The 20,470-nt window shown below is 50.6% G+C and carries 18 protein-coding genes, 1 pseudogene and 1 CRISPR repeat array; of the genes and pseudogenes, 18 read left to right on the top strand and 1 reads right to left on the bottom strand.

Annotation, left to right across the window (positions count from 1 at the left end; genetic code table 11):
- Positions 1-15: 15 nt before the first annotated feature.
- The 10 genes from ACO5R6_RS05790 to ACO5R6_RS05745 all read left to right on the top strand — a co-directional run bounded on the left by ACO5R6_RS05790 (position 16) and on the right by ACO5R6_RS05745 (position 9,388).
- The gene (locus tag ACO5R6_RS05790; protein WP_485626242.1) at positions 16-1,089 is read left to right on the top strand and encodes an SPFH domain-containing protein; all 1,074 of its coding nucleotides are present in this window, start codon (positions 16-18) and stop codon (positions 1,087-1,089) included.
- A gap of 291 nt (positions 1,090-1,380) precedes the next feature.
- Positions 1,381-2,373 (top strand): ornithine carbamoyltransferase, encoded by a 993-nt coding sequence (gene argF, locus ACO5R6_RS05785; RefSeq protein WP_485626241.1) that lies wholly within the window; start codon positions 1,381-1,383, stop codon positions 2,371-2,373.
- Between the two features lie 13 nt (positions 2,374-2,386).
- Positions 2,387-3,265: a biotin--[acetyl-CoA-carboxylase] ligase gene (locus tag ACO5R6_RS05780; RefSeq protein ID WP_485626240.1), complete on the top strand. Its 879-nt coding sequence runs from the start codon at positions 2,387-2,389 to the stop codon at positions 3,263-3,265.
- Between the two features lie 37 nt (positions 3,266-3,302).
- A complete protein-coding gene (locus ACO5R6_RS05775) occupies positions 3,303-3,644 on the top strand; it encodes a DUF6145 family protein (RefSeq protein ID WP_485626239.1) in 342 nt (113 codons plus the stop codon).
- Positions 3,645-3,747: 103 nt separating this feature from the next.
- Positions 3,748-4,542 (top strand): type III pantothenate kinase, encoded by a 795-nt coding sequence (locus ACO5R6_RS05770; protein WP_485626238.1) that lies wholly within the window; start codon positions 3,748-3,750, stop codon positions 4,540-4,542.
- 22 nt (positions 4,543-4,564) lie between these two features.
- Positions 4,565-5,581 (top strand): tRNA dihydrouridine synthase DusB, encoded by a 1,017-nt coding sequence (gene dusB, locus ACO5R6_RS05765; protein ID WP_485626237.1) that lies wholly within the window; start codon positions 4,565-4,567, stop codon positions 5,579-5,581.
- A 105-nt stretch (positions 5,582-5,686) separates the two neighbouring features.
- A complete protein-coding gene (locus ACO5R6_RS05760; protein ID WP_485626236.1) occupies positions 5,687-6,196 on the top strand; it encodes a hypothetical protein in 510 nt (169 codons plus the stop codon).
- A gap of 162 nt (positions 6,197-6,358) precedes the next feature.
- Positions 6,359-6,841 carry a transcription elongation factor GreA gene (greA, locus tag ACO5R6_RS05755; protein WP_485626235.1) on the top strand — a complete coding sequence of 161 codons (483 nt, stop codon included), beginning with the start codon at positions 6,359-6,361 and terminating at the stop codon, positions 6,839-6,841.
- Between the two features lie 135 nt (positions 6,842-6,976).
- Positions 6,977-8,869: a lysine--tRNA ligase gene (gene lysS, locus ACO5R6_RS05750; protein WP_485626234.1), complete on the top strand. Its 1,893-nt coding sequence runs from the start codon at positions 6,977-6,979 to the stop codon at positions 8,867-8,869.
- A 234-nt stretch (positions 8,870-9,103) separates the two neighbouring features.
- Entirely contained in the window at positions 9,104-9,388 is a 285-nt protein-coding gene (locus tag ACO5R6_RS05745; protein ID WP_485626233.1) for a DUF5963 family protein, read from the top strand.
- Between the two features lie 54 nt (positions 9,389-9,442).
- On the opposite strand, the gene ACO5R6_RS05740 is transcribed toward ACO5R6_RS05745, so the two are convergent.
- Positions 9,443-9,637, bottom strand: a complete 195-nt coding sequence (locus ACO5R6_RS05740; RefSeq protein ID WP_485626232.1) for a helix-turn-helix domain-containing protein — start codon at positions 9,635-9,637, stop codon at positions 9,443-9,445.
- A gap of 407 nt (positions 9,638-10,044) precedes the next feature.
- Between ACO5R6_RS05740 and ACO5R6_RS05735 the strand changes: the two are divergent.
- The 8 genes and pseudogenes from ACO5R6_RS05735 to cas3 form a co-directional block, all read left to right on the top strand.
- Positions 10,045-10,739 (top strand): annotated as a pseudogene (locus tag ACO5R6_RS05735) (reverse transcriptase domain-containing protein); the annotation flags it as partial.
- Between the two features lie 342 nt (positions 10,740-11,081).
- Entirely contained in the window at positions 11,082-12,665 is a 1,584-nt protein-coding gene (locus ACO5R6_RS05730) for a type I-E CRISPR-associated protein Cse1/CasA (protein ID WP_485626231.1), read from the top strand.
- Positions 12,662-13,255: a hypothetical protein gene (locus ACO5R6_RS05725; RefSeq protein WP_485626230.1), complete on the top strand. Its 594-nt coding sequence runs from the start codon at positions 12,662-12,664 to the stop codon at positions 13,253-13,255. The genes ACO5R6_RS05730 and ACO5R6_RS05725 overlap by 4 nt, the downstream gene beginning before the upstream one ends.
- Positions 13,252-14,478 (top strand): type I-E CRISPR-associated protein Cas7/Cse4/CasC, encoded by a 1,227-nt coding sequence (locus ACO5R6_RS05720; RefSeq protein WP_485626229.1) that lies wholly within the window; start codon positions 13,252-13,254, stop codon positions 14,476-14,478. Before ACO5R6_RS05725 ends, ACO5R6_RS05720 begins: the two co-directional genes overlap by 4 nt.
- Position 14,479: 1 nt before the next feature.
- Positions 14,480-14,998, top strand: a complete 519-nt coding sequence (cas5e, locus tag ACO5R6_RS05715; RefSeq protein ID WP_485626228.1) for a type I-E CRISPR-associated protein Cas5/CasD — start codon at positions 14,480-14,482, stop codon at positions 14,996-14,998.
- 48 nt (positions 14,999-15,046) lie between these two features.
- Positions 15,047-15,640: a type I-E CRISPR-associated protein Cas6/Cse3/CasE gene (locus tag ACO5R6_RS05710; RefSeq protein ID WP_485626227.1), complete on the top strand. Its 594-nt coding sequence runs from the start codon at positions 15,047-15,049 to the stop codon at positions 15,638-15,640.
- Between the two features lies 1 nt (position 15,641).
- On the top strand, positions 15,642-16,547 hold the full coding sequence (gene cas1e, locus ACO5R6_RS05705) for a type I-E CRISPR-associated endonuclease Cas1e (RefSeq protein WP_485626226.1): 906 nt from the start codon (positions 15,642-15,644) through the stop codon (positions 16,545-16,547).
- Positions 16,544-19,312: a CRISPR-associated helicase Cas3' gene (cas3, locus tag ACO5R6_RS05700; RefSeq protein WP_485626225.1), complete on the top strand. Its 2,769-nt coding sequence runs from the start codon at positions 16,544-16,546 to the stop codon at positions 19,310-19,312. Before cas1e ends, cas3 begins: the two co-directional genes overlap by 4 nt.
- A 58-nt stretch (positions 19,313-19,370) precedes the next feature.
- Positions 19,371-20,443: direct repeats of the CRISPR family, unit length 28 nt; unit sequence GTCCCGTCCCTGCGCGGACGGATGGCTC.
- Between the last annotated feature and the right edge of the window lie 27 nt (positions 20,444-20,470).

Genomic DNA, 20,470 nt, shown 5'->3' with positions numbered 1-20,470 from the left:
GAGCAGGAGGTAAAGATGCCACAAATTATTGCAGCCACTTTATTAATTATTCTTGTAGCCATAGTGATCGCCAATGTGCGCATTGTGCCCCAGGCCCATGCCAATGTCGTTGAGCGCCTGGGCCGCTACAAGGTGACCTGGGATGCCGGCCTCCACCTGAAGGTTCCATTCATAGAGCGCGTGGTCAAGAATATCTCCTTAAAGGAGCAGGTATTTGACTTCCCGCCTCAGCCGGTCATCACCAAGGACAACGTCACCATGCAGATTGACTCGGTTGTCTTCTGCAAGGTATTTGATCCCCAGCTCTACACCTATGGAGTTGAGAACCCTCTGGCAGGTCTGCAGAATCTGTCTGCAACCACTCTTCGCTCCATTATCGGTGAGATGGAGCTGGATGCGACCCTGACATCCCGGGAGCAGATCAATGCCAAGATGCAGGCGGTCTTAGATGAGGCGACAGACGCCTGGGGTATCAAGGTGACCCGCGTCGAGATCAAGAACATTCAGCCGCCCCGCGAGATTGAAGAGGTTATGACCAAGCAGATGAGAGCCGAGCGAGAGAGACGTCAGACCGTCCTTGAGGCACAGGCACATCAGGAAGCGGTTGTCAGCCGTGCGGAGGGTGATAAGAGAGCCAAGATTCTGGCTGCTGAGGCCGAGAAGGAAGCACAGATTGCCCTGGCAGAAGGAAGGGCAAGATCCATCGAACTCGTATATGAGGCGGAGGCCGCCGGAGTGAAGATGTTAAATGAGTCCCAGGTCTCAGAGGGCGTCCTCAAGCTCAAGGGTCTGGAGGCCCTGAAGGATGTGGCGGATGGACGCGCAACCAAGATCTTTATGCCCTCTGATATCAGCAGCACAATCGCCAATCTGGGAGTTGCCGGGGAGGCGCTGGGGATTGGCGATTTCACCGCAATTGATAAGAACCCCAATCCAAATACTGAGATGAAGGCAGACCCCTGCATTCATCCGGATACAGGCAAGGGCGGCGTCGAGGCATCCAAGGCAACGCGCCAGATCAACCATGAGGTGGCAAGCAAGTCTGTGTATGAGGCTGCCAAGACCGATATTCGCGGGCCCCGCTTATAGGAGGTGCAAGAACGCACCATGACTCCTTGCGTCCGGCGCAAGAACAGATCATGACGGCCCGGACCGGGGAAGAGAATCGCAACAGAGACCGCACAGGAGCGGCGAACGGGATAGACTGCACAGGAAATGCGCGTGCACAGAAGGCCCGGCTTGCCCCTCCTATGCGGTCCTTTTCTGTCTTATGGCGGTGTTTTTGGGCGGTGTTTTCGCGGCGCTTCAAAATTCACAGAATATAGAAACTAGGATATAATAGAGCGGAATTGATCCGAAAAAAGCAAAGAGGAGTATGTCATGAATCTGCAGGGAAGACATCTGCTGAAGATGAAGGATTTTACGGCGGAGGAGATCAATTACTTGATTGACCTGGCCATCCGTCTCAAGAGGGAGAAGAAGGCGGGAATTGATCAGACCGTCGAGCTTCGCGGCAAAAACATCGCCCTGATCTTCGAGAAGAGCTCCACAAGAACCCGCTGTGCCTTCGAGGTCGCGGCGGCAGACCTGGGCATGCACAGCACCTATTTGGAGCCGACCGGTTCCCAGATCGGGAAGAAGGAGTCCATCAAGGATACAGCCCGTGTCCTGGGATCGATGTATGACGGGATCGAGTACCGGGGCTTCGGACAGGCGGTTGTGGAAGAACTGGCGGAGTATGCGGGTGTTCCGGTCTGGAATGGCCTGACCGACGAGGCTCACCCCACGCAGATGATTGCGGATATGATGACCATTAAGGAGCATCTGGGAGAAGTGGCCGGCAAGAAATTCGTCCTCATGGGAGATGGCTCCTTTAATATGGGAAACTCCCTCATGGTGACCTGTGCCAAGCTCGGGATGCACTATGTCTCCTGCTCCCACCCCGATTGCTTCCCGGGCAGCGACCTGGTCTCCTATTGCAGGCAGCTCTGCGAGACCAGCGGAGGCAGTGTGACTCTGACGTCGGATGTGGCGGAAGCCTGTAAGGAGGCGGACGTCATTTACACAGATGTCTGGGTCTCCATGGGAGAACCCCCTGAGATCTGGGAGAAGCGGATCCGGGATCTCCTGCCCTACCAGGTCAATGGGCAGGCTATGGCCTATGCCAAGGATACCTGCCTTTTCATGCACTGCCTGCCGGCCTTCCACGACCTGGGAACCGGACTTGGCCGACAGATCTACGAGAAGTTCGGACTGGCGGAGATGGAGGTGACGGACGAGGTCTTTGAGAGTCCTGCAAGCGTGGTATTTGAGGAGGCGGAGAATCGGATGCACTCCATCAAGGCGATCATTTACGCCACGATGCCCCGCTAATCGGAGGCAGGTCGTGGAAATCTTCTATGAGTGGCTTAAGAGCGTCGATTCTACCAATAATGAGTTAAAGCGCAGGAGCAGGCAGATGCCCCTGCCCGAGGGCCTGGTCTTATCCGCCGATCGGCAGACGCAGGGGCGGGGAAGAAGCGGCCGGAACTGGAGCTCCCCGCCGGGGAGTTCCATATCGACCTCTATCCTCCTGCGGCCGGACCGGCTTCCCCCGGAGGCCATTCCCCGACTGACCTTGCTGGCGGCGCTGGCGACGGCCCGGGCCATTGAGGAGGAGACGGGGCTTGGGGTCGGGATCAAATGGCCCAATGACATTGTGATTATGGGAAAGAAGGCTGTTGGCATCCTGACAGAAATGCTTATGAGGGATCATCAGCCGGACTGTGTGATTGTCGGAATCGGGGTCAATGTCCACCAGAGGAGCTATGATCCCGAAATTGCCGAGATGGCGATCTCCCTGGATGAAGCCATGGACTTGCAAGACCGGAAATCAGGCAGGGGATCAGACCGGAAATCAGGCAGGGGATCAGACCGGGAAGCAGACCGGGAACCAGTCCATAGACCGGATCGGGGATTGGATCAGAGACAGGCGTCCGGGCACGGGATTCGCCGAAGGCAGTTGATCTGCTCCATCTGGGAGCATTTTGCCGACTGCTATCAGGACTTCTGCAGGTTCAAAGAACTGGACTTCCTCCTTGCCGACTACAATGCCAGACTGGTCAATCGGGGGAAAGTGGTCCGTGTCATGGATCCGCGCGGTGCCTACGAGGGGACCTGCCGGGGCATCAATGCCAGGGGAGAGCTGCTTGTCGATCGGGGAGGAAAGACGCTCTCCATTAACGCGGGCGAGGTGCATGTGCGGGGTCTCTACGGCTATGTATAATCCGAATGGCTATGTATAATCCGAGGAAGAGAAAAATATGGCAGAACAAGTGACGGTTCTCTGCGGAGCCAGTTCCTACAGCAGGAAATTCTATTTGAATCCGGAATTCGCCTCCCTGCCGGAGGGGATTCGGCAGGACCTGAAGATCATGTGCGTGATCTATACATCTGAGGTCAGCGGCGAGATCGAGCTGGTCTTCACGGGAGAGGGAGATCTGATGATCCGCACGGATCATCGGGAGGACGATGCCCTCTTTGATGAGATCGGAAGCGGCCTTAAGGTCAAGGAAATACAGAAGAAGCGCCGGGAACTCCTGGAGTCGCTGGAGACCTACTACAAGGTCACCAGGCTGGGACAGGCGATCCCGGGGGAAGACTGACCGGGGGCGGGCTTTTCTGTCTTAGCGGATGGAGGCCGGGAGATGGATATTAGGAAGCAAGTCGGCAGAAGATCCGATTTCGAGAGATCCGGAGGGGAAAGCGATGCTACTTTGTATTGACGCGGGAAATACCAATATTACGGTGGGTGTGTTTGATGACGGGGAGATGAAGGGACCCTATCGGATGACAACCCGTGCAGACCGAACCTCCGATGAATACGGAGTGCTTCTGATGGATATCCTGGAGTACAATGGGGTGAATCCGGCTGCGGTGGAGGACTGTATTCTGGCCTCGGTTGTCCCCAAGATCAACCACTCACTGATTAACGGCATCTACAAGTATTTCGAGATTCAACCCCTCCTGGTCGAGGCAGGGATCAAGACCGGAATTAAGATTGTGACAGAGAATCCGAAGCAGATCGGGGCGGACCGGATCGTTGACGCCGCAGCGGTCTATGAGATCTACGGCGGTCCCTGCCTGGTGGTGGACTACGGGACAGCGACCACCTATGACCTGGTGGGGAGCGACGGGTCCTTCGAGGCGGCGGTGACGGCGCCGGGGATTCGGATTTCCGCATCAGCCCTCTGGCAGGGAGCAGCCAAGCTGCCGGAGGTGGAGCTTGTCAAGCCCAGGAGTATTCTGGCCAAGGAGACCATTTCCTCCATGCAGGCGGGACTGATCTTCGGACAGATCGGTCAGACCGAGTATATCGTCCGGGAAATGATCCGGGAGTCCGGCTACGAGAATGTCAGGGTGATTGCGACCGGCGGCCTGGGAAGCATGATTGCCAAGGAGACGGACGCCATTGATATTTACGATCCGAATCTGACCCTGCGGGGACTGAAGATTATCTATCAGAAGCAGAAGGGGCGGAGCCGGAGGCGAAAACAGAACTGATACGGGAAGCGTGAGAGGACAGATGACAGAAGAAGTGCGGGCGAGGGAAGAAGAGAAAGAGGGGGCGGTCATTCATCCCCTGTCCATTGGCGGAGTCCGTCTGGCCAACAACCTGGTCCTGGGCCCCATGGCAGGCGTGAGTGACCTGCCCTTTCGACTTCTCTGTCATGAGCAGGGAGCGGGACTGGTCTGCACCGAGATGGTCTCTGCCAAGGCGATTGCCTATAAGAACAAGAATACGGAGAGACTGCTGGAGATCTCCGACGAGGAGCGGCCCGTCTCCCTGCAGATCTTCGGATCCGATCCCGAGATTATGGCAGACCAGGCCAGGCGGATCGAGCCCCTGCACTGGGATATCCTGGATATCAATATGGGTTGCCCGGTCCCCAAGGTGTTCAACAACGGAGACGGGGCCGCCCTGCTCAAGAACCCGGTCCTGGCCGGAAGAATCATTGAGGCTGTGGCAGGCGCCATTGAAAAGCCCTTGACGGTCAAGATTCGCCTGGGGGTAAGCCAAGAGAGCATTAATTGTGTGGAAATGGCCCATATTGCCCAGGAATCCGGAGCTGCGGCGGTGATTGTCCACGGCCGGACCAGAGACCAGTTCTATATGGGGCGGGCCAACCGGGAGCAGATCGCCAGGGTCAAGCAGGCGGTCAAGATTCCGGTCATAGGAAACGGGGATATTCATTGCCCGGAAGATGTAGCGGACATGTTTGAGCAGACAGGTGCAGACGGCTATATGATTGCCAGAGGAGCCCAGGGAAATCCCTGGATCTTTCGCAGAATCCTCCATTACTTTGCCACGGGGGAGGACCTGGAGAGACCGACTGCCAAGGAGATGTGTCGAATGATGTTGCGGCAGGCTAAGATGATGTGTGACTTGAAGGGTGAACTCGCGGGAATTCGTGAGATGCGTAAGCATGCGTCCTGGTACACGGCCGGCTATCCAAAGTCAGCCAGGCTAAGGGGCAAGGTCAACGAAGTAGAGAACTATGAGGCGCTGGAGGCTCTGTTTCAGGAGTATTTCGGGCTATGAGAGGGGGAAGCTTTTCAGGGATCCGGAGAAGAGTTATAATTTGATTTATTGATTTGCTTCGGCATTCCTTCGGGGATGAGCCGTGTTTGGGGAAAGGGGAAGACGATGAATCCTATTTTTATTATTATTCCGGTTGTTGTCATTTGGGCGATTCTTTTTGTTGTTATGATGACCATGAATAAGAAAAGGCAGACTAAGAGCGAGAACTATAGCGATGCCAATCGGGACAAGGCCATCATCCATCTCTATGGATCAAATCTCAAGGTAGACGGGCAGACAGCGGAAGCGGCCGGAGCCATCCGCGGGGAGTATCTGGAGACGGTGCTTGCTCTGGCGCCCGGATATCATAGCTTCAGCGGTGTTTTCAAGAGCACGGAGACTACTCTGACCGGTAAAAATGTCAGGATAAAGACTGATCATCTGGACTTCGATCTGAATCTGGAGAGGGGAGAGACCTACCATGTGGCTCTCTACAGTTATTCTCCCGAGGAGCGCAAGGAGTACTATAAGGGAGAGGTAGATGAGGCGGTTCTGAGTATCCCGCTCAGCTTGACACAGGGAAGCGACTACATCAAGGCATACCTCATTGCCTACAGGGAGAGAAAGCAGGCCTGAGGGGTCCGCGGATTGCTGTGAATCTGACGGGTTGACTTGACATCTGGAAGTGATCTGCCTATAATTCTGACCATATATGACCCTGTGCTCACGCGTGGGGGCATTTTTATGAGATGCCCGGCAAGGGCACAAAGGGGCGTTGAGCCGGGTGAGGAGCGAATGATGGCAGAAGCAAAGAAGAACCTGATGACCTACGAGGGTCTGCAGAAGCTGGAGGCAGAGCTTGAGGACTTAAAGACCAATCGGCGAAAAGCCAACTCCAGAGACATTGCCGAGGCACGTGAGCAGGGAGACCTGTCCGAGAACGCCGAGTACGAGGCGGCCAAGGAGGAGCAGCGGCAGATCGAGGGTCGCATCGAGGAGATCACCAAGATCCTCAAGAATGCGGAGATCGCAGATGACATCGTGGATAAGTCCATTGTCAATATCGGATCTACCGTGACGCTTCTTGATTTGGAGTACGATGAGGAACTGACCTATAAGATTGTGGGATCCACAGAGGTCAACAGTCTGGGAGGAAGGATCTCCAATGAGTCCCCTGTAGGTGCGGCAATTCTCCACCACAAGGCGGGAGAGACCGTGACCGTTGAGACAGAGGCGGGCAAATTCAAGTACAAGATCCTGTCGATCTCACATGACGAATAAGAATGGAAACAGGTCGCTTGCGATCTGGAAATAAGGGACAGGCCGGCCGCCATATTTCACGCTTGCAGGAATATGTGAGCGCGTTTATGGGGGCCGGTTTCCTTTTCTGCCCCGGTTTCACACAAAGGAGAAGATATGGCAGAGCAGAATCAGAGACAGGACAGCAATCAGCTTATGCAGGTTCGCCGCGAAAAGATCGCCATGCTGCAGGAGATGGGAAGGGACCCGTTCACCATTACCAAGTTCGATCAGACCCAGCACAGCGCCGATATCCGCAAGCACTTCGAGGAACTCGAGGGCAAGGAGGTCAGGATCGCCGGCCGCATGATGTTCAAGCGAGTGATGGGGAAGGCTTCCTTTGCCAATATTCGCGATCTCAAGGGAGATATGCAGATCTATGTGACGAGAGACGACCTGGGAGAGGAGAACTACGCGCTCTTCAAGAAGTACGATGTGGGTGATATCCTGGGAGTTGTCGGAGAGGTCTTCCGGACCAGGATGGGGGAGATCTCCGTTCATGCCAAGGAGCTGACCCTCCTGTCCAAGTCCCTCAAGCCCCTGCCCGAGAAATTCCACGGCCTTACCGACACGGATACCCGCTATCGGCAGAGATATGTGGACCTGATCATGAATCCTGAGGTCAGGGAGACCTTCATCAAGCGGTCCCAGATCATCAAGGAGATCCGCAACTTCTTAGACGGACGTGACTTCATGGAGGTCGAGACCCCCATGCTTGTGTCCAATGCGGGCGGAGCTGCGGCCCGTCCCTTCGAGTCCCACTACAACGCCTTGAATGAGGATGTCAAGCTTCGAATCTCTCTGGAACTCTATCTCAAGAGGCTGATTGTGGGAGGGCTGGAGCGCGTCTATGAGATCGGCCGCGTCTTCCGCAATGAGGGGGTCGACACCAGGCACAATCCGGAGTTCACCCTTATGGAGCTCTACCAGGCCTATACCGACTACAATGGCATGATGGAGCTGACAGAGTCCCTGTTCCGCTATCTGGCAGAGAAGGTCTGCGGAACGACGACCATCAGCTATCAGGGGACCGAGATCGACCTGGGCAAGCCCTTCCGCCGTCTGACCATGAACGATGCGATCAAGGAGGCTACCGGCATAGACTTCGATCAGGTGGCGACCCTGGAGGAGGCGCAGAGGCTGGCTGATCAGCATCACATTGCCTATGAGCCCCATCACAAGAGGGGAGATATCATCAATCTCTTCTTCGAGGAGAACTGTGAGCATGCCCTGATCCAGCCCACCTTTATTATGGATCATCCGGTGGAGATCTCTCCTCTGACCAAGAAGAGCCCCACAGATCCATCCAAGGTAGAGCGCTTTGAGCTCTTTATTTATGGCCGTGAGATGTGCAATGCTTACTCTGAGCTCAATGATCCGATGGATCAGAGAGAGCGCTTTGCAGAGCAGGATGCTCTGGCGGCCGCCGGCGATGAAGAGGCCAACCACACGGATGAGGACTTCTTAAATGCCATTGAGATCGGTATGCCACCGACAGGCGGAATCGGCTATGGAATTGACCGCCTTGTGATGCTGCTGACCGATAGCCCGGCCATTCGCGATGTCCTCCTCTTCCCTACCATGAAGACCCTGAATGATGTAAATAAGAAAAATGATGTAAACGCGGAAGTCATTGACTTTTCCAAGGTGAAAGTGGAACCGCTGTTTGAGGAGATGGTTGATTTTGATACTTTCAGCAAGAGCGATTTCCGTGCGGTCAAGATCAAAGACTGCGTGGCAGTGCCGAAATCCAAGAAGCTTCTGCAGTTCACGCTGGATGACGGCAGCGGCACGGACCGCACGATTTTAAGCGGGATCCACGCATTCTATGAGCCGGAAGAACTGGTTGGGAAGACGGCCATTGCCATCGTGAACCTCCCGCCGAGAGCTATGATGGGGATTGACTCCTGTGGTATGCTGCTTTCCGCGGTTCATGAGGAAGAGGGGGAGGAAAAACTGCATCTTCTGTTGGTGGATGATCACATCCCAGCGGGGGCAAAGCTGTATTAAGAGATCCCGTTTTGCCATAGAAAACGGGATGTCCTTCAATTGATGCAGAATCGTGTACAGACAAGAAGCAATCGCATATTTTTGACATTGAATGGGCAGTTCCATGAAGGAATTGCCCATTATTGCAACATACAGCCTGCGAAATAGGGCAAATCAAGACGGCCTGTCCCCTCGTTATGTGGGGGCTTAAAGTGATAAATAGAATTATGAATCAGGAAATGGGGTGACCGTAAAATGAAAAAGCGGATCAGAAGAATAGCACTAGCGTTAGGAATCGGTTTTGGGCTTGCAATAGTATCAATGGCGATAACGATATATGTGGGTTATGTACATGCATATTCAAACGGAGGAAGCATAAAGGATGTGTATCTGTTTGGATTAAAGATATATAGGCTGATTCTGGAAGGAGATAACTATACGGGGACTTCACTTGGGGTTAATATGGGAATTGTCTGCGCTCTCTATATGGGAATCGTTTTACTCCTGGAAGAAATCATTCATAAGCTAAGGACTCTGTAAATACTAATAGAGCGTTCACTATTTGCCTAGACCAATGAATACACTGAAAAGTGATTACTTGTACCTGTCCTTGTATTCCGAAGGCGTTTTTCCGGTATATTTTCTAAAGACCTGAGAAAAGTGGCCGGGGGAGGAAAAGCCGAGATAAGCCCCAATAGAACTGAATGATTTGTCCGAGTAGCGGAGGAGGCGTTTTGCTTCCTCCGTTTTTTCGGTGCGCCCGGCGGCGCACGTTTCTAACCGGTGCAAGTCCGGAATCCGCCCGGTAGTGGGAAGGATATAGCCGAAGGCAAGGGTGTCCGCCGTGAGGTGGAATCTGAAGGAAGCCGGATTCTGGGAACCTACTAACCCGAGGGCAAACCTCTGGCCTGACGAACAGAAATCTCATATAAGGTTATCGCTGAGGGTAAGACTGCGCGACAAGCCGAAGCCCAATAACTACACGGAATCAGCGAAAATAAATGAGGCAGGTAGATGGAGGGAAAGAAACGTGTGGTACCTGGGGAGGCCTGTACGATAGGCTCTGAAAGGAGTAACCACCGTTGCAAGACAGTGCTGAACGTACAGGAGTCAGCAGAGGTCATAGTAGCGGCATAGCCGTGAAGGACCGAATCAACAGGAGTCTTAAGTACGACCCGGAAAGGAAGAACGGGCACATGATTGCAGAAAACAAAGACAGCTGCTCGCAAAGAGATAGCGCGGAACGCAAAGGGTATGTGAGAGCGCACCGCTCGTTCAACCGGATATGGAAGGAAAGAGACAGTGCAGAGCCGGATATTCTCGGAAAGATCCTGGATAAGGGCAACCTGAACCGGGCCTATAAGAGAGTAAAGGCAAACAAAGGAGCGCCCGGAATCGATGGGATGACCATCGAGGACGCGCTTCCATGGCTGAGGGAACATCAAAGCGAGCTGATCGCAAAAATACGGAGTGGACATTACACCCCATCGCCTGTGAGGCGTAAAGAGATCCCGAAGCCGGACGGCGGAGTACGAAAGCTTGGTATTCCGACGGTAATCGACCGCATCATCCAGCAGGCAATCGCCAGCAGTTGATGCCCATCTATGAGCCGTTATTTTCGGACGGAAGCTATGGCTACCGGCCGGGAAGAAGCGCGAAGGATGCCATTCAAAAGATCAAAGAGTACGCGGAAAAGGGATACACAAGGGCGGTAGTTCTTGACCTATCCAAGTACTTTGACACGATCGATCATGTAAAACTGCTTAATCTTCTGAGACAGAATGTCAAAGATGAAAGAGTGATCCAGATGATCAAACGGTATCTGAAGAGTGGAGTGATGGAGGATGGTGTTGTAGTTCCGACAGTAGAAGGTTCCCCGCAGGGCAGTTCTGGGGGATTGGGGGTATCCCTCAACAAGCAGAATCGTCCTGTAGGACTACAGGACACTGCTTGCCATTATCATATATGTCATAAAAATGAGCGATTGCCACGGATTCATTGGCTAATATTACTTCTTGCCTGTACTAACACAGTTAAAGCTGGTATCATTGTAATTGTTACATGGGAATTAGCTGTTTCTAACAGCTAATACGGGAGCAACACTAAATATAAATGTTTACCCACCTTATTATTGTGATTGAGCTATAGGTGGCTGTGACTATGGTATCCTAAATACTGTGCTCAAGTTTGTAAGAACTTTGTGAATAATAAACTGTCATCGGAGGATTTGTGTATGAAGTTGGATGTAATTAATGATCCATGGATTACATGTACCATGACGGGCGGAAGCAGGAAAAAGTATGGAGCACGCGATACACTGCTGTATGCGGATGAAATAAGGAATATCGAAATTCCTGAGGCATTGACATACATCGATAATTTTGCGGTTGTTACCTTCCTTTCCATGCTGGTCTATGCATCATATCGCTTTAATGCGCAACGGCAGAAAATCAGACTTTTTCAGTCGGGGAAATTCGACATTCACAAAATTGATGAATATATCGATGGGTGCCGCAGTCGCGGAATCTTGTTTGATGTATTTGATTCGAAACATCCTTTCTTGCAGTGCAGTACTGATGAAATACGGGAGAAAGATTTGAAGCCCGTGGCGGTGGGAGCAATTGATGAAGTCTGCCTGAGCGGCAATAACAATGTATTTTACAGGGCGAACAGCAGAACGCCCCAGAATCCGAAATTGACACCTGAGAATAATGTATTTATGTGGCCGGAGCAGTTTGCCGCATCAGTTATGCGCAATCATATGTTTCGGACAGCATCCGGCAGGGGATATTCTTCATCGGGATTTGTTTATGGCGAGCCTCCGCTTGCGGTGATAGTAGAGGGAAAAAATCTGTTTGAAACTTTACTGTTTTCCATACCTGTACAGGACGAAGAACTGGCAGAGAATGATCTTCCGATGTGGGAGAGACCACGGTATAGGGCGAATATTGCCGAGGAAATCAGTGAGGAAAGATTCGGGTATTTGAACGCGCAGTTCTTCCCGACGATCAGTATCCATTATGGGGATCTTGATGAAAAATATGGACGGATCCTGTCTGTATATAAGGCGAGTCTCTATGCAGGAGCAGCGGAGAGCGAAAAACCATCCCATTACTATGAAAGCTTTATCCGCAATTCGACATCGTATCTCAAGTATTTGAAGAAAGATCGGGATGTTGTAGTGGAAAGATATGATGCCTCAAAACAGCTCTGGCAAAATCTGGCCTCGGCAGATGCATGGATCCTGAGCGAATGTGAAAAGGGTCTGGAGGCACAGGAGTTCATCGGAAGGCTACGTGATGAGCACCTGATCGATCAAGGTACGAGTTTTTCCTGTAAGGGATATGGCCTTATTATGACCACTACATCGGTTCATAATTCTGAACAGGGCATGATTTCCTGCGATATGCCTTTGCCTGTGCTTGCTGATCAGCATAAAATGCGGCAGTTGGAGTATATCCTGAAAGGAGTGCAGGGCGCACGATGTTGTCTCAAAAACAACGTGATTAAAATGTTGACTGAGATCAGTGAGAAAAAATCAGGAGTCTCAGATTTGTGCTTCGGAGATGGAGGAGTCCTCTCAACGACACTAACGCAGTTTGATGATCTCGAGGATGAGCGTGTCAGAAAGGGGTGGCTTGATCTGGTGTCTGAGGGGGATGCTGATGTGCTTACTGGAATAAAAAATCAGATTGTACAGGATGCATTGGTTATATTTGACGGTGTGCCAGTGCCAAAAAGCAACTTTATTGTAAAGAACATGTACAGGAACAGTCTTGCTGGCGCATTGAAAAAACGTGTGAAGGGAGAAAAATGAGATACGGAGATATCGGACAGAAGCTTGTTGCGAATCTGACCGGGAGCCCAAGGTCAGATCGGATCCTTTTGCGAAACCAACTGGGACTGACCTATGAACGAGCGTCTGTAAAAGCAAAATTTGCATTCCTGAATGTGTTGCCGGATGATGTACTTAACATGCCTGAAGGCGTCCGAAAGAACGCACTGATGAATGCATTCTTCTTTTCAGCCTGTGTATATGCGGTATGGCATACGGAAGAGTTCTACGTATCGGAGGAAAAAAGAAAGTTTGAAGAACTGCTGGGAAGACTTTACAAAGATCTCGATACGGATTCCGGGGAAAGGCGAATCGAGGATCTTCTCAATATGCATGCAGGAAATCCGAGCTTTGTCAAATTCCTGGGAAACTATGTCAGGCAGATGAAGAACAACCCTGAAACAGATCATGAGATTGATGAGCCGCGCCTGGCAGAGGACCTTATTTTTTGGAACAGCCACCGTCAGACATATGTGGATAAAAATGGGACAGAGCATGCAACCCTGTCAGTACAGGAAAAATGGGCGAATGCAATCGTAAAGACTGCAAGAGCAAAGAAGGAGAAATCATGACGGCAGAAACATTAGTAACAAAGCAGAAAATCCGCACAATTGCAGATGAGCTGACAGCAGCTCAAAGGCTTCCGTTAGTGGAAATCCATATTCTGAGGCCGGTGGCAGGAGAATTGCTGAACCGAGGTTTTGATGGAAGGCATAAGACCCTCGACTATGGCGGTACAACAAGAAATCGTTTTTCATCGCAATCTCTGAAACAGGCAATCCGCATTTCACATATGAAAGAAGGAGCCTATCACACCAGAATGCTTCCTACCATTGTAAAAGAGGCACTAGCGAAAAGAAATGGCGTGACGAAGGAATACATTTCGGATGTTGCACCTGTCATTGATGGTATTGTCAAAAAGACAAAACCGGATGCTCGGCTCGGAACAATTACATCACAGATCATGTCGATTTCCAGAGAAGATGTGCAGGCAATGGTGGATGCCATTCTGGCAGAGATACCTGTCGGAACCAAACCTGCGAAGACTGAAGATGCAGTGGCAAGGATCCGAAAAGTACTAAATGATAGCGCCGAGACAAGGGCGGTCGGAGAGAATGTTGCGCTACTGGGGCGCATGAGTACTGATGACTCTATTGATACGGTTTACTCGGCAGTACATATGAATCACGCATACAGCGTAAATGAGGCGAGTGGAGATGTGGATGACTATACCGCCGTGGATGATTATTTAAATGTGTATGGGGTTCCGGATAATGACAGTGAGAAGACGAAGCAGAGTGGTTCTGCATATATGGAGAGCACGGACATTGCTGCGAATGTCTATTATCAGTATGCATCAGTGAGTACCAGAATCCTCTTTGAAAACCTGATGCGAGGAAGGAAAACGGATCAGGAAACGGTCCATCAGGTGCTGGAAAATACCTATGCCGTTACTGAACAGTTTTTAAAGGATATGATCTTTATTCTTCCAGGGGCCAAGCAGAACTCCATGGCAACAGTATCCGTTCCAAGAGACGTGTATATTACCGTTGGAACGGGAGTGTATCCTTCTACGTTGGATGATATCTATGAGAGGACTATCTACGGAAATGGCTCAAAATCCGTTGCAGACCAGGCAGCCGGAAGGTTGATGAGAAAGATTGTCGAGCGCAGAAACGGAGCCTTCGCGGTCAATGAGTATGAGACGGAGTACTGGATTTCAGATGTGGATCCTGCACCAGATAGAACAGTCCGTATCCGTGTGCAGGAGCTATCTTCGATTCTGGAGGCATGACATGGCAGTATTGCATTTGCAGTTTCGTGGAGTGCTGCAGTCCTGGGGGGGCCGTGAGGAGTGGATGGCAAATCGCCGGACAGCATCTTCTCCTACGGAGAGTGCAGTGCTCGGTCTCCTTGCGTGTGCCCTTGGTATTGACCGGAATGACGAGACCGGACTCACGTTGCTCCAGAACAAAGTCCATATTATCTCACAGCCGGCGGAAGTTAACAGGAAGCTTGTGGATGAGCAGACAATCTCTATTGCGGAATATGAGCGGGAGGGAATTGAGCTGAACGGCTTTCCGAGTGCGGGAGGCGGCATCAAGAGAACCAATGCAGGTCCCGTATGGAGCGAAACATTCGGCAAGCAGTATGTAGAGGATTGCGTCAGTCATCCCCTGCGGGCGGATGTGGAAGGAGACAAAGAGACAATTGCCAGTATACAGAATGCGCTGCTCCATCCCGTGTATCCATACTATCTTGGACGCTACTGCTGTACACCCTGTGGACCGGTGATCATTCCACCTGAGGGGTAAGGCTTCTGCAAAAGGTCCCGCTCCTTTGGCGGGTGGAGAAAAGAAAATATGTATTTACAGGTATACAGACTTCGGCTTACAAAGACCTGTGCACAGGTACTTTCTGATGCACAGAAGATGCATCAGCTTCTCACAAGGCTCGCAGGAGAGTGCAGGGAAGTGGATAACCTGCTGTATAGAATTGAGAATAATAAGAATGAAATCTATCTCTTTGTTCAGACTGATGTCCTTTTAAAAGAAGATGAGAATCTGGAAGAGATCATGACAGTTGATCTTTCAAGGAAGCTTGTTTTTACAAATGGGGATGAGATCCGGTTTTCAGTGATTGTGTCCCCGCATGCAAAGAGTCATGGAAAAATCAGTTACTTTAAAACGGATGAGGCAGGAACTGCGCATGAGAAGAGAATACATTGGATGATGCGGAAACTTGAAACCTATGGGCTGAAGACGGTCTTCATCCAAGAGGGACGAAAGATTGAAACGCAGTTTTTCCGTCCAAAGAGCGGAAGAGGCACTTTTACATCGTATGAGTATCATGTGACGGGGATCATACAGCAGTCGGACCTCTTCTTTGCAAGATGGCGGAAGGGATTCGGCGAACATAAAGCATATGGAAGTGGAATGTTTCTTCTGAGGAGATGAGTTGAAACAGAAAAGCCTGAAGGAAAACAGTAGTATCAAGGATAGATTGGAATATCTCTATGTTGAGCATGCGATTATTGATCAAAAAGATTCCTCAGTAGAAATTCGACAGGGAGCAAACAGTATTCCTATCCCAATAGCTTCTATTGCGTGCCTTATCCTGGGGCCTGGGGTCACTGTCACGCACGCGGCAATTGTTGCTATTTCTGATAGCGGTTGTCTGCTGATCTGGAGCGGAGAACATATGCGTACTATGTATGCAACTGGGATACAAGACAACCGGTCGTCGCGAAATATTCTGAGACAGATAGCTTACTGGGCGGACCCGGACAAGCACTTGCTAGTCGTCCGCAGATTTTATCAGAGACGCTTCCCTGAAAAAAATATGGACGGATGGAGCATCCGGCAGATGCAGGGCGCAGAGGGAGTTCGCGTGAAGAACACATATCTTACATGCGCAAAAGAGTATGGCGTTACCTGGACAGAGCGACAGTACAACCGTGACGACTGGGAAGGACAGGAAGATATTCAAAAAGCATTAACTATAGGGAATAAATTTTTGTATAACGTGTGCCATGCCGCGATTGTGGCACTTGGATTCTCTCCTGTGATTGGTTTTATTCATACCGGAATGATGCGCAGCTTTGTCTATGACATTGCGGATCTCTACAAGGCAGACATAGTGATTCCGCTTGCTTTTTCGAATACTGCTAATGGAAAACAGCCGGAAGAAATGAGGGAGAGTGTACGGAAAAAAATGCAGGAAAAGCAGCTCATAAGGGTGATTGAGAAAGACCTTGAAAAACTGTTTGATGAAGTAGATGAGGAAGGCCAGACGGATGAGGGAGAACTATGGGGACCTAATGGCAACATTCCAGCAGGACGAAACTACGGGAATAAGACATGATTTTGCTATCGATAGAGCATGCATATCCACGTGTGGAGGGATATCTCTGCAGACATCTATATAAGATTAGACCGGGCGTCTTTGTGGGTTATCTGTCCGCTGCGCGTAGGATAGCACTTTGGGAACACATTCTAAAAGAACAGCCGGATATTGATGCAGTTCTGTGCTTCGAACAATCTAGGCAAATGCATTTTGTGTCAAATGGGTGTCCGACCAGAAAAGTGACAGAAGTAAATGGGTTGCAGTTCCTCCAGTATTCTAAGGAGATCAAAGAAGATTGGGAACAGTTGCTGGCAAAGCCTGACAGACTGAGAAGCGATGGCGTTCCTGTCAGGGGAAAGCCATTAGTTGAGCACATGATTGAAGCTGGAATATTCGCTAGATACCTTCTCCAACATTCTGCCTTTTCGTGTACATTTAAATTATTAGAGCGATACTGTAGCATTCAGGGCAAAACATTGCTCTCATCTATCTGCCATATCTGTGCAATACACGATATCGGAAAGGCAAACCCTTTCTTTCAATATAAAATTGGTTCAGATAAGGTAAAACAGATTCTTGCAAAATATTTCAATACATCTGATTTACAGGAAGAAGACGTGAGGGCGTTTCGGCATGAATTATACAGTAAAAAAATGCTGATCCAACTGCATCCGGATTTTCATACAGAAACCTGGGACGGATTACTTGAAGCTGTGGCTGATCACCATCAGGACAAACCCTCGCATAAAAACGATATCCCCGAGGGATTCGATGAGAATCGGTGGGTGAATAAAATTGTTAGACCGCTTGAAGCGAAAATCGAATCGGTTTTTCCTTTTACAGAATTCAGCTGTGAAGGTCATATCGATGTCGTATGTCGACTGATTGCAGGAATTCTGCGTTGCTCGGATTGGAGCGTTTCCTCGTTCGCAGATGAGATGACACGGAATGATGATTTATACATACAGTCTGTGGAGCGAAGGTGTCGTCAGTTTATTGAAGAGGGAGCAGTACAAAGCCATGTATTTAAGGAAAAATATAGTTATTCTGAGCTGTTTCCGGAATTGCAGAAGTATCCACTTCGACCTTTGCAGAAAAAGATTATTGATGTCGTAGCACAGCACCCCGATGCGCAGTGTATTATCATTGAGGACCAGATGGGGGCAGGAAAGACTGAGGCGGGGATTTTTGCAGCGATGAATCTGATCAAACGCAGTGGCAAGCAGGGCCTGTATATGGCTCTGCCAACAGGTGCTACTGCAGAAGCCATGCTTCCAAGAATTCAATCATTGCAAAAGGCGACTGGTTTATGGAGCGATATTGATGTAAGGCTTCTTACTGGTATGGCGTGGATGACAGAAGGAGAGGATGCGTTGGACAGATTGATGTGGACCAGGAGCGGGCCACGCAAACTGTTCGCGTCCCTAAGTGTTGGCACGGTTGACCAGGTAATGGCTGCTGCGGAAGATCTCCGCGCGGGAGATCTGCGTCTGCTTGGACTTTCTGACAAGGTGGTTATCATTGATGAGTTTCATGCCTATGATGCCTTTATGCTGGACATCATTAAGATTCTGCTAGCTTGGCTGAAAGAAATGTATGTGCCGGTAATTATCCTTTCTGCTACTCTGCAGAAAGAGACAATTAAGGAGATCATGTCTGTCTATGACAGGTCGATCACTGCAATGGCACTGCAGTCAGCCTACCCTATGATTACGGTGGCAGAGAAAGACAAGGTATCCCAGTATGCCACGGAACCCGCAATGCAGAAAAAGTACAAGATCCGTTATCTTTCATACGATAGTGACTGGACCGCCATGATTCTGGATTCCATTAGCACGGGAGGAAATACGCTGTGCATCTGTAATACGGTAAACCGGGCAGTACAACTCTATAAGCTACTGAAAAGCCGAATGAAGAATGTCGAGATCTGCCTGTACAATGCAAGGACCAATCCAGCTTGCAGAGAGAGTATTGGAAAGAAACTCGTCCTGACACTTGGGAAGGAGGGGAAAAAAGAAGGAAAGAGGCCCAGGGAGCTTGTTGTGGTAGCTACACAGATTGTGGAGATGTCAATGGATGTGGATTTTGACACGATCTTTACTGAGCTTGCACCTGCCGACAGTTTGCTTCAGAGAATTGGGAGAGTACGGCGGCATGATGATGAGGGAACCGTTCGAGAAAAGGGTTTTCAATCAGTGTTTTATATTATACAACCAAACCGTTCTAATCAGGGATGGGCATTGCCGTACAAAGACTACATACTCAATTCTACAGAACGAGTCATGGAAGAAATCAAGCTCCTTTCCCTGCCGGAGGATATACGCGATATTGTCGAAAGAACATACACAGCACCTGATGTGCTTGGCGAGATGCGCTCAGATATTAGTGTGCTGAAGGCATCGGCAAAGGGAAAGGAGTTAAGCAGACCACAAAAACATTGCTTTGAACCGAAAAAAAATTCACCAAGAGGCTATTTGCCGGTAACGCGTTATGCGGCTTACCAGACTGTTGATGCCTTAATACTGCCAAAGGTTGAATTTGAAAAAGTAAGAAACAGAAAGAAGTCGTTAAGTAAAGAGGAGTGCATCGACCTGATCAGAAATTATAGTGTGTCTTTGAGTGAGCAGATGCTGAAAAAACTAAACGGAGCCAGGATTGAGGATCAGGCTAAACCAATATTTCTATCAGGATATTCGATTATAGAACAACAATCAGGCTATGGATTCAGTTCCTGGTATGATGGGACGTTCATTCTGGAAGATAGTATAAATAATAGCTTATAACTTCTTAACGCTTACCCTTAAGAGTCAAAAATAAGGAAAAGTCCTTTATTTCCCTAGTGTCCCGTCCCTGCGCGGACGGATGGCTCAATACCCCTATGGATTAGCAGAACTTGTAAACCTAGTCCCGTCCCTGCGCGGACGGATGGCTCTGATGAGGTATATCAGGTCAATGTCAATGGCGGAGTCCCGTCCCTGCGCGGACGGATGGCTCTATCTTCTTCCGGCATCTCGTAGGTTTTGCCCTCGTCCCGTCCCTGCGCGGACGGATGGCTCGGAGTGGGCCATGATGGACGCTGACACAGTGGAGTCCCGTCCCTGCGCGGACGGATGGCTCTAATTGCCGGCATCATGATCTTCGAGGGATCTTGTCCCGTCCCTGCGCGGACGGATGGCTCCAACGATCATACCGAAAGTGCGGAGCTGCTTCCGTCCCGTCCCTGCGCGGACGGATGGCTCCCTCGCGAAAAACACTGCAACTTGGTGAGTAATGTCCCGTCCCTGCGCGGACGGATGGCTCATTGCGGGTTCTATCACTTGTGCCGCCCCCCTGGTCCCGTCCCTGCGCGGACGGATGGCTCCTCTGCAGATCAGATGGCGCATTTTACCAATCAGTCCCGTCCCTGCGCGGACGGATGGCTCCACTTAAGGAAGGTTGAAGAGGGATCTGCATTTCGTCCCGTCCCTGCGCAGACGGATGGCTCCCGGTATAGGTACTTTTGTTGAGCTCTGAGACAGTCCCGTCCCTGCGCGGACGGATGGCTCCGCAAGAAAAGGAAAATATATGATTAAAAGTGACGTCCCGTCCCTGCGCGGACGGATGGCTCTATTTAAGGCAGCTGAAAACTTTAGACGTAAAGGTCCCGTCCCTGCGCGGACGGATGGCTCTTAAATGCGACGGATGGAGAAGTCAGCATAGCAGTCCCGTCCCTGCGCGGACGGATGGCTCTTTGGAGAGAAAAATGAAAGACAAAATCTTGTTGTCCCGTCCCTGCGCGGACGGATGGCTCTCACCTTTTCGGGATTGATCCCGTACTCCCTGACGTCCCGTCCCTGCGCGGACGGATGGCTCCTCTCTTGCCTCTGATATGGTGAGATTGGCCTTAGTCCCGTCCCTGCGCGGACGGATGGCTCTGGCGTTACTCTCGAAATGCTGGAAAA

The organism is Shuttleworthella sp. (assembly GCF_057251025.1).
Note: the sequence above shows the minus strand (reverse complement) of the source record. Positions and strands in the feature narration are given on the sequence as shown.